Raw genomic sequence first — 13,762 nt, 5'->3', positions numbered from 1 at the left:
CAAGGGCATGGCCGACAAGCTGAACGACTCCATCCTGCTCGACACTCAGGTCCAGGCCATCGATCAGGACACGAGCGAAGTACGGGTCACCACAACCCGGGGAACCTTCTCCAGCCAGTACCTGATCATGACGGCGCCGCCGGCTCTCGCCGGACAGATCAAGTACAGCCCACCCTTGGACGTCAAGCGCGCAGGTCTCTTGCGACGCATGCCCATGGGTTCGGTCATCAAGGTCTTCGTAGCCTACGAAACCCCGTTCTGGCGCGATCGGGGACTCAGCGGAACGATCGTGAGCACCGACCGCCCCTTCGGCCTGGTCTTCGACCAGACCCCTCCCGACCAGAGCGTCGGAATCCTGGTCGGTCTGATCTGCGGGAACCAGGCTGTCGAGATGAGCCCGTTGAGCAAGGAGCAGCGCCGTAAGCAGGTCCTGTCCGACCTCACCTTCTACTTCGGTCAAGACGCCGCCGAGCCGATCGACTACGTCGACGTGGACTGGACCGCGGATCCGTGGACGGAAGGCGGCTACGGCGCCCACATGCCTCCCGGCGTCGTGACCACATACGGCGAAGCGCTCCGCGAACCCGCAGGACGGATTCACTGGGCCGGCACTGAAACAGCAACCGAGTACATCGGGTACTTCGAGGGTGCACTGCAGTCCGGCACTCGCGCTGCGCAGGAAGTCCTCAAGGCCGGATAGCGGCCCTCCTAGTGTAAGTTCCGGCGGTACATGCCCTCAAAGTCGCAAAGTGACCCCAGGCACATGAGCACGCGAAACGATCTCGACCATCGCCGTCCTGGCAGGCCATGATCCGGGCCGGTCCGCGATCGTGATCCGGCGTTCTGTGGTCCAGGTGGCCCAGGCCGGGGTCGAAGGGGCTGGAAAGCCCCTGGGAAGAACAGTCCCGAGCCCGAACGCGCGGAGCGCGCCACCGTGAGGGGCCATGCCCTTCAAGGGGGCGTGCCGTACCGGAATCGGGTTGGTTTCAGGGTGTATGGATTAGGGTGGGGGACGACATCGCGGCATTGGGCGGAGCGGACATGATCACCTTTGGCCTTGACCTCATCTTCGCGATCCTCGCGATCATCGCGTTCGGCATGTCGGTTTGGGCGCTCGTCCACGCCCTACGCACCCCCGCCAACGCCTTCATCGCGGCGGGCAAGCTGCAGAAGAAGTGGTGGCTGCTGATCCTCGGCCTCGGCACGCTGTTCGCGTTCGCCACCGCCTGGGGCTACTTCGGCGCCAGCGGCCTGGCCAGGCTCAACATCTTCGCGATCGCCTCGGTCATCGCGGCGGGCGTCTACCTCGCCGACGTCAAGCCCGCCGTCCAGGGCATGGGCAAGGGCGGCAGCAACGGCCCCTACGGGCCCTGGTAAACCCTGGTAGACCGGCTGGAGAAACTCGGCTACCTGACCCGCTCCCCCGACCCCGACGACCGCCGCAAGGTCATCGTCCGCCCGACCTGGGCAGATCATCGCCGGGAGCTCTACGGCCCCTTCGCCGTCGAGGGCGGGGCGATCCTGTCGCAGTACACCGACGACCAGGTTGAGGCGTCCCGCGGGAGTCGCGCGAGCTCTAGGGGCGTCAGATCAAGCGGGCGCGGGAGCGGCCCGCAGCGCGCTGACCAGCCATTGCGCCAGCCGGGCGTGCCCCTCGACCGTGGGGTGGACGCCGTCGGGCAGCAGCACGTCGGCCCGCCTGCCGGAGATCCAGCGCTGCCCGAGCGGGTCGAGGAAGGTGATCCGCTCACGCAGGGCCACCTCGGCCAGGGCGTCGCGGACGACGTAGGCCTGGCGCGGGGCCCTGTCGATCCAGATGGGCCCGACCATGACGATCCTGGTGCGGGGCCAGTGGGCCTTGACCGACCAGACGAGCCGCGCGGCGGCCTGCCGTACCCGCGACTCGGTGGACCTGCGGTCGTTGTGGCCGCCCGAGATGACCAGCAGGTCGGGAGCGGGCCGCCAGGCCAGCTCCGCCAGGAACGACTGCTCGAAGCTGCGGCCCACCCTGCCCCTGTTGACGAAGCCGGTGCCGCCCGCGCCCGCGACCACCGGCTGCCAGCCGAGCCGCCGGGCGGTCTCGGTGGCGTAGGTCTCCCACGTGCGCACCGGGCCCGAGCCGACGGTGAAGCTGTCGCCGACGAACATCATCACCGGCGCGGCCTTCTGTACGGCGGGCACGCGCGCGAGCGGTCGCGACGCGGCAGCGCTGTTGCACCCCGCTATAGCGGGACAAATCCCGATTATTGTGGCGGCCGATGCGAGCAGACGACGACGCAGCAGGCCGCGCATGACCACCTCGGGGGTTTTAAGCTGCCGACATGACCTTCGATCTCCACGGGCGCACACAGCGGCTCGAACTCTCCGACCAGAACCTGCGCTCCTTCGAGGCGGTCGTCCTGGACGCGACGCCAGAGGGGATCGTCTTGAGCAAGTCGGCATTCTATCCAGGTGGCGGCGGTCAGCCGGCGGATCACGGAGTTCTCCTCTGGCAGGGCGTCGAAACCCGGATCGTCGGTGTGCGCAAAGGCGACGATCTCCACCTGATCCCGGCAGAAGGCGATCCCGTTCCCCCGGTCGGCACGGTCGTGGCCGCGGCCGTGGCCGACGAGCGGCGTTCGGCGCTCATGCGCACCCACTCGGGGCTCCACGTGCTGTGCGGGGTGGTCTTCCGCGACTACGGCTCGCTGGTCACCGGCGGCAACATGGAGGAGTTCTCCGCCCGGATGGACTTCAACCTGCCCGAGGTGCCGCCCGGCTTCAAGGAGGCCGTCGAGGACGCCTGCAACGCCGAGATCGCCGCCGACCGGCGCATCGACGTGCGCGTGCTGCCGCGCTCGGAGGCGTTCGCGATCCCCGACATCATCCGCACCGCCACCAACCTGGTGCCGGAGACCGTGCAGGACGTCCGCATCGTCGACATCGTCGGCCTCGACACCCAGGCCGACGGCGGCACCCACGTCGCCTCCACCAAGCAGATCGGCCGGATCAAGGTGGCGAAGATCGAGAGCAAGGGCAAGGGCTTCCGCCGCCTGCGCATCACGATCTCAGACTGAGCGGCCGCTCTCGATCATCGCGGCCAGCCCGTCGAGCTGCAGCCGCAGGCCGAGCTCGAACACCTCGTCCAGGTCGAGGTCGTAGCCGTCGGTCAGGCCCTCCAGCACCCTCGCGTACGCGGGATAGGCGCCCGTGGCGACCAGCTCCGCCAGTCGCGGCTCCTGGAGGTCCATCCACTCCTCCTCCGACATCCCGCTGGCCTCCTCGGCCTGGGCCTCGCGCTCCAGGTTGACCGCCAGCCCCTGGACGTAGGAGTAGAACAGCACGTGCAGGGTGAGCGTCGTCACCGGGTCGAGGCCGAGCCGTTCGAGCGCGCCGAGCACCCGGTCGGCGTGGACGGCCAGGTTGGGCAGCGCCACCGGCCGGTTGAGCGAGGTGATCAGGCCCAGCCACGAGTGGCGCCGGTGCAGCGTCCACATCGTGCGGGCGACCTCCTCCAGCCCCGCCCGCCAGCCGTCAGGACGCTTTTCGGGGTAGGTCAGCGAGCCGTAGACGGTGTCGGCCATGAGCAGGATCAGATCCTCCTTGCTCTCGACGTGCTTGTAGGGCGACATCGGCGCCACGCCCAGCTTGCCCGCGACTCCCCTCATGGTCAGCGCGCCCAGCCCCTCGGCGTCGGCGATCTCGATCGCGGCGCGCACGACCGCCTCGCGGGTCAGCTCGGCGGAGGGCTCGGGGGTACGGCCCGGCACGGCCACGACCGTGCCCACGCGGGGCTTGGCCTGGACGATCCCCTGCTGCTGCAGGGTGTTCATGGCCTTGGTCGCGGTGGCCAGGGCCACTCCCCATCGCTTGGCGACCTGCCTGACGGGCGGCAGCCGGTCGCCCGGCTTCAGCTTCCCCTCGGCGACGCGGCGCTTGATGTCTTCGACGATCTCCAGATACGGCGACTGCACTAGTACACAGTACATCGTACATTCAGACCATGACGAACATCCTGATCTCCGGATCGAGCATCGCAGGCCTCACCCTCGCCTACTGGCTGCGTCACCACGGCCTCCGCCCCACCGTCGTCGAGCGCGCCCCCGGCCTGCGCCCCGGCGGCCAGGCCATCGACGTGCGCGGCGCCGCGCTCACGGTCGCCGAGCGGATGGGCATCGCCGACGAGCTGCGCCAGGTCCGCACCACCTGGAAGGGCATGTCGGTGCTGGACGGCGACGGCACCGAGATCATGCGCGACACCGAGGGCACCTACAGCGGCGGCCGGTTCGGCAGCGGCGACGTCGAACTGCTCAAGGAGGACCTGACCAGGATCGTCCACGACAGGCTCGGGGACGGCGTCGAGTTCGTGTTCGGCGACTCGATCACCTCCATCGGCTCCGACGGAGAGGTCGCCTTCGAAAGCGGCGCGACCCGCCGGTTCGACCTGGTGATCGGGGCCGATGGCCTGCACTCCAACGTCCGCCGCCTGGCCTTCGGCGAGGAGTCGCAGTTCGTCCACCACCTGGGGATGCACCTGTGCATCTTCACCACCGGCAACTTCCTCGGCCTGGAGGACTGGCAGGTCTGGCTCAGGGACGGCGAGGCGGGCCTCGGCCTGTTCCCCGTGCGCGGCAACACCGAACTGAAGGTCAACCTGGGCTTCGGCGGCGAGCCGGTCGACTACGACCACCGTGACCTCGACCAGCAGAAGCGGCTGGTGGCCGAGCGCTGCGGCGGCCTGCGATGGGAGGCGCCGCGGCTGCTGGAGGCCATGTGGAAGGCGACGGACTTCTACTTCGACGCGATGGCGCAGATCCGGATGGACCGGTGGTCGCGGGGGCGCGTCGCACTGGTGGGCGACGCGGGCTACTGCGCCTCGCCGCTGTCCGGCCAGGGCACCAGCCTGGCCATGGTGGGGGCCTACGTCCTGGCGGAGGAGCTGGGCAGGTCGGTGGACGGGGCCTTCGACCGGTACGAGGCGCGGATGCGCCCCTTCGTCGAGCTCAACCAGGCGCTCGCCCTGGAGAACCCCGGCGGCCCCGCCGCGGACGAGTCGGTGGAGAAGGCCAAGAACGCCATCACCCTGTGACCGACCCACCCGCCAAGAAACCCCCGGCCACCACATGACGGCCACGGCCGCACCCCCTGAGAAGGCCGGGCGGGAGGCCGGGGCGCGTCAGAGGGAGCGGAACTGGCGGGTCGAGGAGATCGCGCCCGACGTCGTGGTCGTGAACGTGCGCATCGACCCCGCGAACTTCGACAGGTCCCACTCGGCCGGCCCGTGGTACCAGTAGAGGTTGTCGGCCTCCTGCCCGTTGCCCGTCACCGAGGCGACCACCCGCGACCAGTGCTCCACCCCGTCGAAGATCACCGCGTACGGCAGGTAGCGGGAGAACAGCTCCACCCTGTGCTGCTCGGGCACGTTGCCGAGATCGCCCGCCAGGAGGTACTGCCGGAACCCGAGCGTGTGGGCCAGGGCCGCCGACCCCTTGGCGGTCTTGGCCGGCATCGACTGGCCGCCCACCGCCAGGGCTGCGCCCGCGATGATGACGGCGAGCCCGAGCAGGCCGTAGGTGGTGAACCAGGCCAGTGCCACCGTGGCCGCCACGCCGGCGAAGCAGAGCACGACGCCGATCGTGGTCCACCTGGTGCGCACCGCGTCGGGGCGGCGGGCGAACCAGCCCTGCCGTACGACGTCGGTGTAGAGGGCGTCGCGCACCTTGCCCAGATGGGCCTGGAAGGAGCCGGAAAGCTGCGACAGCAGCACCATGTCGCGCCCGTCGAAGATGGCCTCGTACAGCGCCCGCTCGTACGGCAGGAGCGAGCCGACGGGCGCGTTCGGCAGCCTGACCAGCAGCCAGTCGGGCGCGTCGTAGGTCTGGCGGGGCTGCTCGTCGATGCGGAGGTAGCCGCGCACCGCCAGGTCGACGATGGTGGCCGTCACGTCGATCACGTCGGCCTGCTCGTCGAGCAGCGTGCCGATCTGGCCGGGCCGTACCCCGTCGGGTGGGGTGAAGTGGCCGTCCTGGACGGCGGCGACCGCGCCCTGCTCGTGGCCGACGACGCGGGCGTCGCGGCCTCGGGTCCACCACAGCAGGCCCACCCCGCCCAGCAGCAGGACCAGCAGACCCGCCAGCGCACCGCCGGTGACCAGGTCGATCGTGAACGCGGAGGCCAGTGTCCAGCGCCGCTCCAGGATGGGCGCGCCACCGCTGGCGCCCTTGGGGAAGCCGACGACGACGGTCAGCGCCTGCCCCTCGTTGAGCCGCTGCTGCTCGAAGTCGGCCCGCGCCCCCGTGTGGTCCATGGAGGCGGACGTGCAGCCGATCGCCGAGGTCAGCTCGCCCGCGAAGCACGAGAGGTTCTGGATCGAGGCGGGGCCGGTGACCCTGACCGTGGCCTTCTCCACCGGGGCGTTCCAGCCGCCGACGGCGAACCAGCGCAGCTCCTCGTTGCCGCCCGCCTGGGTGACGGCGCCGGTGACGTCGTAGGTGACGGTGCCGTCGCCCTTCATGGTGAGCACGTCGCCCGCGAGCGTGCCGCCCTTGACGTTGGAGATCCGGTAGCGCCGGTCGAAGGAGTCGTCGAAGCGGGTGCGGCTCAGGAAGGTCCGCTTGACCTCGCCGCCCGCGCCGCTGATCTTCTCCGTCACGTGGAGCACCCCGCCCTTGCCGAGCTCCATCGTCACCTCGTCGGTGATCGCCCCCGATGGTGCGGTCAAGGGGAGTGCGCCAAGCAGGAGAGCGGCCAAGGCGACCCTGATACCCGTCATGGCGGCAGATCGTAGCGGTTGGCACAGACGCTCTGAATTGGGTAGGCCCTGACCAGGGGGAATGTGATGGTTCGGGGAGTGTCGTCCTGTACGCGCGGGCGCGGACGGGGTTTCATCGTCGGTACGGCAGGAGCGCCCACGCAGGAGGTGCCCTCATGACACTCCCGTCCTACGCCCCGATGCTCGCCAAGGCGGGATCGCTGCCGGTCGCCGGCGAGTGGGCCTACGAGATGAAGTGGGACGGCGTCAGGGCGCTGGCCTACGTCGAGGACCGGGCGGTCAGGCTGGTCTCGCGCAACGGCAAGGACGTCACCGTCGCCTACACCGAGCTGCGCATGCTCGGCGGCGCGGTGGGCGGCCACGACCTGGTCCTCGACGGCGAGATCGTCGCCTTCGACGCCGCGGGCAGGCCCTCGTTCGGCGCGCTGCAGCCGCGGATGCACCAGCGCAACCCGGCGAAGATCGCCGAACTGGTCCGGTCGGTGCCCGTGACGTTCATGCTGTTCGACCTGCTGCACGTCAACGCGGTCAGCGCGGTCGGCCTGCCGTACCGGGAGAGAAGGCAGCTGCTGGAGGAGCTGGTCACGCCGGGCGCGCGCTGGCAGGTGCCGGTGTACTTCCACGGGGCGGGCACGGACGCGGTGGAGGCGAGCAAGTCACTCGGTCTCGAAGGGGTGGTCGCCAAACGCCTCGACTCGCCCTACCGGCCGGGGCAGCGCTCGGCCGACTGGACCAAGGTGAAGAATTTCAGGACGCGCGAGTTCGTCATCTGCGGCTGGCAGCCGGGCGAGGGGCGCAGGGCGGGCATGATCGGCTCGCTGCTGCTGGGCGTCCATGACGCGAGCGGGCGGCTGGTCTTCGCGGGACACGTGGGGACCGGCTTCACCGAGCGCGTGCTGGCCGATCTCGGCGCCCGGCTGACCCCGCTGGAGCGGCCGGACCCGCCGGTCGCCGGGGTGCCGCGCGAGCAATCACGCAACGCGCACTGGGTGGAGCCGCTGCTGGTCGGGGAGGTCCGCTACGCCGAGTGGACGCAGGACGGGCGCATCAGGCACGCCTCGTGGCGGGGGCTGCGCGAGGACAAGGGCCCCGAGGACGTGCGGATCTCCCAGGCGTCATAGCGGGTGGCGATCACAGCCGGATCAGGCCGCGTTCGACCGCCGCCGTGACGGCCGCGGTGCGGGTGTCGACGCCGAGCTTGCCGTACACGTGCACGAGGTGGGTCTTGACGGTCGCCTCGGTGATGAACAGCGCCTTGGCGATCTCCTTGTTGCCCGCGCCCTTGGCCAGCAGTTCGAGGATCTCGATCTCCCTGGCGGTCAGCGCCGGCCCTGGGTCGCGCATGCGGCGCATCATCCGCGTCGCCACCTTCGGCGACAGGACGGTCTCTCCCCTGGCCGCCGCCTTGATCGCCTGGAAGAGCTCGTCGGGAGGGCAGGCCTTGAGCACGTAACCGGTGGCGCCCGCGTCGATGGCCCTGACGATGTCCGCGTCGGTCTCGTAGGTGGTCAGCACCAGCACTTGGGGAGCGTGCGGCAGCGCACGCACGAGCCGCGTGGTCTCCACGCCGTCGGGCCCGTCGCCGAGCTGCAGGTCCATCAGCACGACGTCGGGCTGCTTGAGGGCGATCCCGCGCACCGCGTCCTGCGACGTGCCGGCCTCCCCGACGATCTCCATGTCGGGCTCGCCGCCCACCAGCGCCGCGATCCCCGCCCGCACCACAGGGTGATCGTCCACCAGGAAAAGCTTCACGACGGAATCCTCGCAGCCACGGCCGTGCCCTCGCCAGGCACACTCTCCACGACCAGGGTGCCACCGACCTCGGCCAGCCTGTCGCGCATGCCGCGCAGGCCGTACCCGCGGCCGGGGCCCGAGACCGCCTGGTCGAAGCCTACGCCGTCGTCGAACACGTCCAGCGTGACCTCGCCCTCCAGGTACGACAGCGTGACGACGACCCGGCCCGCGTGGGCGTGCTCGCGGGCGTTGGCGAGCGCTCCCTGCGCCACGCGCAGCAGGACGGCCTGCGTCTTCGGGTCGAGGGGGTACTCGGTGCCCTCCTGGCGGAACTCGTCGCTGATCACCTTGAGCGCCTCGGGCAGCGACCGCTCGGCCAGGTCGGCGGGCCCGAGGTCCCTGACGAAGCGGCGCGCCTCCTCCAGGTTGTCGCCGGTCAGCTCCATGGCCTGGCGCAGGTAGGAGCGGGCCCTGCCGGGGTCGGACTCCCAGGACCGGTCGGCGGCCTGCAGCAGCATGCGCTGGCTGGTCAGCCCTTGGGCGATCGTGTCGTGGATCTCGCGGCTGAGCCGTTCCCGCTCCTCCAGGATGCCGGCGCGGCGCAGCTCCCAGAAGATGACCACGGTCATCGCCGCGATCGCGACGGGCGCGAGAACCAGGCTCGGGTCGAAGCTGTCGGCCAGGGAGAGCTGGGCGACGATCACCGCGCTCGTCAGCACGGTCGCCGCCACGATCGCCAGCGGCGGCGAGAGCAGGCGCAGGCACACGAAGAACAGCGGGATCGCGCAGAACGAGAAGGACGGCGCCAGCTCGACCAGCACCAGCCACAGCAGGAGCACCGTGACGAGCCACGCCAGCCGTCCACGGTGACCGAGAGGCCGCCAGAACACCACACCCGCCGCGTAGACGAGGCCGAGACCCGCGGCCAGGCTCACGTTGCGTACGCTCTCGGGGTTGAGCCCGTGCCTGAACAGCAGCCTGGAGGCCGAGGCGCCGAGCAGCAGGAAGAACCCCACGTGCATGGCCCTGTTCAGCCAGACGCGCTCCACCGCTCCTCCTGTCAGCACATCAACCGTTCGGTTGACGTACGGCTCAGCCGTTTTCTTCCTCCAGTCTCCACCGCCTGTGCGATGGCCTGGCACGTCAGGTGAGGCAAGCTCGGGGTATGGACCCGTTCTCGCAGTTGAGCCGCAGGATGGTCCTGGTCGCGGCGCTTCACCTCGGCCTGGCCGCCTGCGCCACAGAGCCCCCACGCACGCCCCCGCCCACGGGAGCCCGTCCGTCGCCGTCGCAACCAGGCATGAAAGGATCAAGTGTGCTCAACGGACAACTGCTCACAGCCGCCGCCGCGGGAGACGCCGCCGCCGTCAGGGAAGCCGTCACCGAAGGCGCCGACCTGGAGGCGCGTGACGGCCAGCGACGCACCGCCCTGCTGCTGGCCAGCGCCGCCGACCACGTGGAGGTCGCCGGGATCCTGGTCTCCGCGGGCGCCGACCCCAACGCCCTCGACGCCCAGCACGACACCCCGTGGCTGGTCACCGGCGTGACGGGCAGCGTGGCCATGATGCGCGCCCTCCTGCCCGCCAACCCCGACCTGACGATCACGAACCGCTACGGCGGCACCTCGCTCATCCCCGCCTGCGAGCGGGGTCACGTCGACTACGTGCGCGAGGTGCTCAAGACCGACATCAACGTCAACCACGTCAACAACCTGGGGTGGACGGGGCTGCTGGAGGCGGTCATCCTCGGCGACGGCGGCCGGCCGTACCAGGAGATCGTCAGGCTGCTGCTGGCCGCCGGCGCGGACCCCGACCTGGCCGACGGCAACGGGGTGACCGCGCTGCGGCACGCCGAGGAGAAGGGGCAGCGGGAGGTCGCCGAGATCCTCCGCCGGGCCTGAGCCCCGTCTCAAGCGAGGGGGCGCAGCCGTACCTCTCCGACCGGGTGGCCACCGCCGAGCAGCGGCGTGACGGCCAGCGCGTCGAACTCGGGCGCGTCGAAACCGAGCGCCCGCAGCGCGGCCACGGTGACGGGGACGCGCGCCCGCGACGCCCCGTCCTCGATCTTGACGGTCCCCGCGCGCCCGTCGGCGTAGGCGAAGGCGTCGAACCCCTCGGCGCCCACCTTCACCATCAGTCCGGGTACGGCCCGCATCAGCGCCGCCTCCGGCCTGGTGGTGCCAGAGGTCCACTCCGGGTGGGCGGTGAAGGCCTCGTAGACACGCCGTTCGGGCGAGCCCTGCGCACCCAGCGGGAACGCCCTGAACGCGCGCGCCACGCCGACCATCGAGACGAAGAACAGCGGTGCGCCGCAGCCGTCCACACCGGTGGCGGCCACGCGCTCGCCGGTCAGCTCCTCGACCGTCTCCCTGATCGCCCGCTGCAGCGGATGCGTGGGCTCCAGGTAGGTGTCCAGCGGCCAGTTGTTGACGGCGCAGGTGGCGAGCATGGCCGCGTGCTTGCCCGAGCAGTTCATGAAGATCCGCGCCTTGGTGGGCACGGACCGGTCCTCCGGGTAGTCCTCGGGACAGCGCAGCGCACTCTCGTCGAGTCCGGCGCCGGCGAGGATCTTCCTGGCACCGTCGACGTGGTACGGCTCGCCCGAATGGGAGGCGCAGGCCAGTGCCAGCAGCTCGCCGTCCAGGTCGAGGCCGCTGCGCAGCATGCCGAGCGCCTGGAGCGGCTTCATCGAGGAACGCGGCGAGGCCAGCGCGTCGACGGCACCGTGCGTGCGGACCGGTGTTCCGTCGGCGGTGACCGCCAGCATCCGAGCCTGGTGCGTGGACTCCACGAACCCGGAACGGACAACCTCCACAATGAGCGACATTTCCCCTCCCTTTCGCGATGAGTCTAACGGCGGCCGCACCCCGTCATCCCGAGCCCGTGAGGTGGGCCAGAATGGGGTGTCATGCGAGCAGTCGTACAGCGGGTCAGCCACGCCTCCGTCGTCGTCGAGGGCCGGACGGTCGGCGCGATCGACGAGCCCGGACTCATGGTGCTGGTCGGCGCCACCCACACCGACACCCCTGCCGAGGCCCGCAAGCTGGCCGCCAAACTGTGGGGCCTGCGCATCCTCGACGGCGAGAAGTCCTGCTCCGACGTCGGCGCCCCGCTCCTGGTCATCAGCCAGTTCACCCTGTACGGCGACACGCGCAAGGGCCGCCGCCCCACCTGGCAGGCCGCCGCGCCAGGCCCGGTCGCCGAGCCGCTCGTCCAGGCGGTCGTCGACGAGCTCAGGGCGCTCGGCGCGCACGTGGAGACCGGCAGCTTCGGCGCCGAGATGAAGGTCTCCCTCCTCAACGACGGTCCGATCACGCTGGTCATCGACCTCTGAATGGTGGTGCCAGCCTCACCACTTTCCCGGATGATCCGGCCATTCCCGCCCGGCACCCGCCTCTCTACGGTTGACGCATGACCATCTGGCATCGGATCCGCGCCTACTGGGGTGCGGAGACCTGGCTGCGCACGCTTCACGTGGCGATGGGCCTGGTGACCGGGCTCCTCACGGCAGGTGTGATCGCCGCCCTCGTGGCCGCGGCGGTGCTGCTGGTCTGGACCGTCGTCGTGCCGGTGATCGCGGTCGGCCTGCTGTTCTGGGTGGTGCCCCACCTCACGGCCCTGCAACGCGCTCGCTTCTCCGCCTACCTGGGCCTCAAGATCCCGCGGCTGCCGCGCGACCGCTCCGTCCGCAACCCGCTGACCTGGCTGGTCAACCAGGCCAGGACGCTCAGCCTCTGGCGGCAGCTCGCCTACCACCTGCTGTGCCCGCTGCTCAACGGCCTCGGCGCGAGCGCCCTGCTCCTCACCTGGGGCGGCACCGTCGGCCTGGCCGTGCTGTCGGTCCGCACCCTCGACTGGTCGCCCAGCAAGGCGTACGGCCTGCTGTTCGCGGTGATGGCAATCGGGTTGTTCCTCGCCGGGCCGCTGGTGGCCAGGGCGTTCACCTGGGTGGACGTCATCGCGGGCAAGGCGCTGCTCGGCCCGAGCATCAGCGACGAGCTCGCCCTACGGGTGGAGACCCTGCGGGAGAGCCGCGCCGAGGTGATCGACGCCGCCGACGCCGAACGCCGCCGCATCGAGCGCGACCTGCACGACGGCACCCAGCAGCGCCTGGTCTGGCTGGCCATGAACCTCGGCATGGCCCGCGCCACCCTCACCGACCTGCCCGAACCCGCCGGCCGGGTGATCGCCCAGGCCCACGAGGAGGCCAAGCAGGCGCTGAAGGAGCTGCGCGACCTCGTTCGCGGCCTGCATCCCGCCGTCCTCACCGACGAGGGCCTCGACGCGGCCCTGTCCGGGCTCGCGGCCCGCGCCCCCCTTCCGGTACGGCTCAGCGTCGACGTCAAGGACCGGGTCTCACCCACGATCGAGGCCGTGGCGTTCTTCGTCGTCTCGGAGGCGCTGGCCAACATCGCCAAGCACGCCGAGGCCGCCAACGCCTCGATCACGGCCACCCGCAGAGGCGAGGTGTTGCGGGTGACCGTACAGGATAACGGGAAAGGCGGGGCCGCGCCCGAGCGCGGCACCGGCCTGCGCGGGCTGGCCCAGCGGGTCGGCTCGGTGGACGGCCGGCTGCGCATCGACAGCCCCGCAGGCGGGCCGACGACGATCGAAGTGGAGCTTCCATGCGAGTAGTGCTGGCCGAGGACTCCGTCCTGCTGCGAGAGGGCCTGACGTGGGTGCTCGGCTCGGCGGGGATGGAGGTCGTGGCGGCGGTGGCCGACGCCGAGGAGTTGCTGCGCGCCGTCGAGGAGCACCGGCCCGACCTGGTGATCACCGACGTGCGGATGCCGCCGTCGCACAAGGACGAGGGGCTGCGCGCGGCGCTCGTGCTGCGCCGCCAGCGGCCCGGCCTGCCGATCGTGGTGCTGTCGCAGTACGTCGAGGAACGCTACGCCAGCCAACTGCTGTCCACCGAGACCACCGGGGTCGGCTACCTGCTGAAGGACCGGGTGGCCGACGTCACCGAGTTCGTCGACGCGCTGCGCAGGGTCGGGGCGGGCGGCACCGCGCTCGACCCCGAGGTGGTCGCCCAGCTCCTGCTGCGCGGCCGCAGCGATCCGCTCGACCAGCTCACCCGCAGGGAGCGCGAGGTGCTGGCGCTCATCGCGGAGGGCCGCTCCAACACCGGCATCGCCGGAGCCCTGGTCGTCTCGGAGGGCGCGGTCGGCAAGCACATCAACAACATCTTCGCCAAGCTCGGCCTGTCCGGCGCCGACGACAAGGACCACCGGCGGGTGCTCGCCGTCCTGCGGTTCCTCAAGGTCTGAAGGGATTG

At 70.7% G+C, this 13,762-nt stretch carries 15 protein-coding genes; 9 read left to right on the top strand and 6 right to left on the bottom strand.

Translation table 11 applies throughout. The features are described from left to right. Together ACFXJ8_RS38635 and ACFXJ8_RS38630 are read left to right on the top strand one after the other, a co-directional pair. A partial coding sequence (locus tag ACFXJ8_RS38635) for a flavin monoamine oxidase family protein (protein ID WP_379649678.1) occupies window positions 1-700 on the top strand: 700 nt, incomplete at its 5' end. A 341-nt stretch (window positions 701-1,041) separates the two neighbouring features. Then, the gene (locus tag ACFXJ8_RS38630; RefSeq protein WP_379649676.1) at window positions 1,042-1,377 is read left to right on the top strand and encodes a DUF2516 family protein; all 336 of its coding nucleotides are present in this window, start codon (window positions 1,042-1,044) and stop codon (window positions 1,375-1,377) included. 213 nt (window positions 1,378-1,590) lie between these two features. On the opposite strand, the gene ACFXJ8_RS38625 is transcribed toward ACFXJ8_RS38630, so the two are convergent. Further along, window positions 1,591-2,181 (bottom strand): SGNH/GDSL hydrolase family protein, encoded by a 591-nt coding sequence (locus ACFXJ8_RS38625; protein WP_379649675.1) that lies wholly within the window; start codon window positions 2,179-2,181, stop codon window positions 1,591-1,593. 140 nt (window positions 2,182-2,321) lie between these two features. Between ACFXJ8_RS38625 and ACFXJ8_RS38620 the strand changes: the two genes are divergently transcribed. Continuing rightward, a complete protein-coding gene (locus ACFXJ8_RS38620) occupies window positions 2,322-3,056 on the top strand; it encodes an alanyl-tRNA editing protein (protein WP_379649673.1) in 735 nt (244 codons plus the stop codon). Here ACFXJ8_RS38620 and ACFXJ8_RS38615 read toward each other — a convergent pair. After that, complete coding sequence (locus tag ACFXJ8_RS38615; protein ID WP_379649671.1) at window positions 3,048-3,953, bottom strand: TetR/AcrR family transcriptional regulator C-terminal domain-containing protein; 906 nt, start codon at window positions 3,951-3,953, stop codon at window positions 3,048-3,050. The genes ACFXJ8_RS38620 and ACFXJ8_RS38615 overlap by 9 nt on opposite strands. A 29-nt stretch (window positions 3,954-3,982) precedes the next feature. Here ACFXJ8_RS38615 and ACFXJ8_RS38610 point away from each other — a divergent pair, with 29 nt between their 5' ends. After that, window positions 3,983-5,068: an FAD-dependent monooxygenase gene (locus tag ACFXJ8_RS38610; protein WP_379649669.1), complete on the top strand. Its 1,086-nt coding sequence runs from the start codon at window positions 3,983-3,985 to the stop codon at window positions 5,066-5,068. An 87-nt stretch (window positions 5,069-5,155) separates the two neighbouring features. Here the strand turns inward: ACFXJ8_RS38610 and ACFXJ8_RS38605 are convergent, their stop codons facing one another. Continuing rightward, the gene (locus tag ACFXJ8_RS38605; protein WP_379649666.1) at window positions 5,156-6,751 is read right to left on the bottom strand and encodes a DUF2207 domain-containing protein; all 1,596 of its coding nucleotides are present in this window, start codon (window positions 6,749-6,751) and stop codon (window positions 5,156-5,158) included. A gap of 155 nt (window positions 6,752-6,906) precedes the next feature. On the opposite strand from ACFXJ8_RS38605, the gene ligD reads away from it, so the two are divergent. Further along, the gene (gene ligD / locus ACFXJ8_RS38600) at window positions 6,907-7,872 is read left to right on the top strand and encodes a non-homologous end-joining DNA ligase (RefSeq protein ID WP_379649664.1); all 966 of its coding nucleotides are present in this window, start codon (window positions 6,907-6,909) and stop codon (window positions 7,870-7,872) included. Between the two features lie 10 nt (window positions 7,873-7,882). On the opposite strand, the gene ACFXJ8_RS38595 is transcribed toward ligD, so the two are convergent. Both ACFXJ8_RS38595 and ACFXJ8_RS38590 read right to left on the bottom strand, forming a co-directional pair. Beyond that, window positions 7,883-8,503, bottom strand: a complete 621-nt coding sequence (locus ACFXJ8_RS38595; protein WP_379649662.1) for a response regulator — start codon at window positions 8,501-8,503, stop codon at window positions 7,883-7,885. Continuing rightward, on the bottom strand, window positions 8,500-9,534 hold the full coding sequence (locus ACFXJ8_RS38590; RefSeq protein WP_379649660.1) for a sensor histidine kinase: 1,035 nt from the start codon (window positions 9,532-9,534) through the stop codon (window positions 8,500-8,502). Before ACFXJ8_RS38590 ends, ACFXJ8_RS38595 begins: the two co-directional genes overlap by 4 nt. A gap of 266 nt (window positions 9,535-9,800) precedes the next feature. On the opposite strand from ACFXJ8_RS38590, the gene ACFXJ8_RS38585 reads away from it, so the two are divergent. Next, complete coding sequence (locus ACFXJ8_RS38585) at window positions 9,801-10,385, top strand: ankyrin repeat domain-containing protein (RefSeq protein ID WP_379649658.1); 585 nt, start codon at window positions 9,801-9,803, stop codon at window positions 10,383-10,385. An 8-nt stretch (window positions 10,386-10,393) separates the two neighbouring features. Here the strand turns inward: ACFXJ8_RS38585 and ACFXJ8_RS38580 are convergent, their stop codons facing one another. After that, a complete protein-coding gene (locus tag ACFXJ8_RS38580; protein ID WP_379649657.1) occupies window positions 10,394-11,311 on the bottom strand; it encodes an asparaginase in 918 nt (305 codons plus the stop codon). An 81-nt stretch (window positions 11,312-11,392) separates the two neighbouring features. Here ACFXJ8_RS38580 and dtd point away from each other — a divergent pair, with 81 nt between their 5' ends. The 3 genes from dtd to ACFXJ8_RS38565 all read left to right on the top strand — a co-directional run bounded on the left by dtd (window position 11,393) and on the right by ACFXJ8_RS38565 (window position 13,754). Further along, on the top strand, window positions 11,393-11,818 hold the full coding sequence (gene dtd, locus ACFXJ8_RS38575) for a D-aminoacyl-tRNA deacylase (RefSeq protein ID WP_379649655.1): 426 nt from the start codon (window positions 11,393-11,395) through the stop codon (window positions 11,816-11,818). A gap of 77 nt (window positions 11,819-11,895) precedes the next feature. Next, entirely contained in the window at window positions 11,896-13,119 is a 1,224-nt protein-coding gene (locus tag ACFXJ8_RS38570) for a histidine kinase (RefSeq protein ID WP_379649653.1), read from the top strand. Then, window positions 13,110-13,754: a response regulator gene (locus ACFXJ8_RS38565; RefSeq protein WP_379649651.1), complete on the top strand. Its 645-nt coding sequence runs from the start codon at window positions 13,110-13,112 to the stop codon at window positions 13,752-13,754. Before ACFXJ8_RS38570 ends, ACFXJ8_RS38565 begins: the two co-directional genes overlap by 10 nt. Window positions 13,755-13,762: the final 8 nt, after the last annotated feature.

Source organism: Nonomuraea sp. NPDC059194, assembly GCF_042754765.1.
In the GTDB taxonomy this organism is placed as follows: Bacteria; Actinomycetota; Actinomycetes; order Streptosporangiales; family Streptosporangiaceae; genus Nonomuraea.
The sequence above is the reverse complement of the archived record's forward strand: the minus strand, read 5'-3'. Positions and strand labels throughout refer to the sequence as shown.

Excerpts from the sequence above, each read along its gene's own strand:
- ACFXJ8_RS38630 (WP_379649676.1), top strand. The coding sequence starts at position 1,042 with ATGATCACCTTTGGCCTTGACCTCATCTTCGCGATCCTCGCGATCATC.
- ACFXJ8_RS38620 (WP_379649673.1), top strand. The coding sequence starts at position 2,322 with ATGACCTTCGATCTCCACGGGCGCACACAGCGGCTCGAACTCTCCGAC.
- ACFXJ8_RS38610 (WP_379649669.1), top strand. The coding sequence starts at position 3,983 with ATGACGAACATCCTGATCTCCGGATCGAGCATCGCAGGCCTCACCCTC.
- ACFXJ8_RS38605 (WP_379649666.1), bottom strand. The coding sequence starts at position 6,751 with ATGACGGGTATCAGGGTCGCCTTGGCCGCTCTCCTGCTTGGCGCACTC.
- ligD (WP_379649664.1), top strand. The coding sequence starts at position 6,907 with ATGACACTCCCGTCCTACGCCCCGATGCTCGCCAAGGCGGGATCGCTG.
- ACFXJ8_RS38580 (WP_379649657.1), bottom strand. The coding sequence starts at position 11,311 with ATGTCGCTCATTGTGGAGGTTGTCCGTTCCGGGTTCGTGGAGTCCACG.
- dtd (WP_379649655.1), top strand. The coding sequence starts at position 11,393 with ATGCGAGCAGTCGTACAGCGGGTCAGCCACGCCTCCGTCGTCGTCGAG.
- ACFXJ8_RS38570 (WP_379649653.1), top strand. The coding sequence starts at position 11,896 with ATGACCATCTGGCATCGGATCCGCGCCTACTGGGGTGCGGAGACCTGG.
- ACFXJ8_RS38565 (WP_379649651.1), top strand. The coding sequence starts at position 13,110 with ATGCGAGTAGTGCTGGCCGAGGACTCCGTCCTGCTGCGAGAGGGCCTG.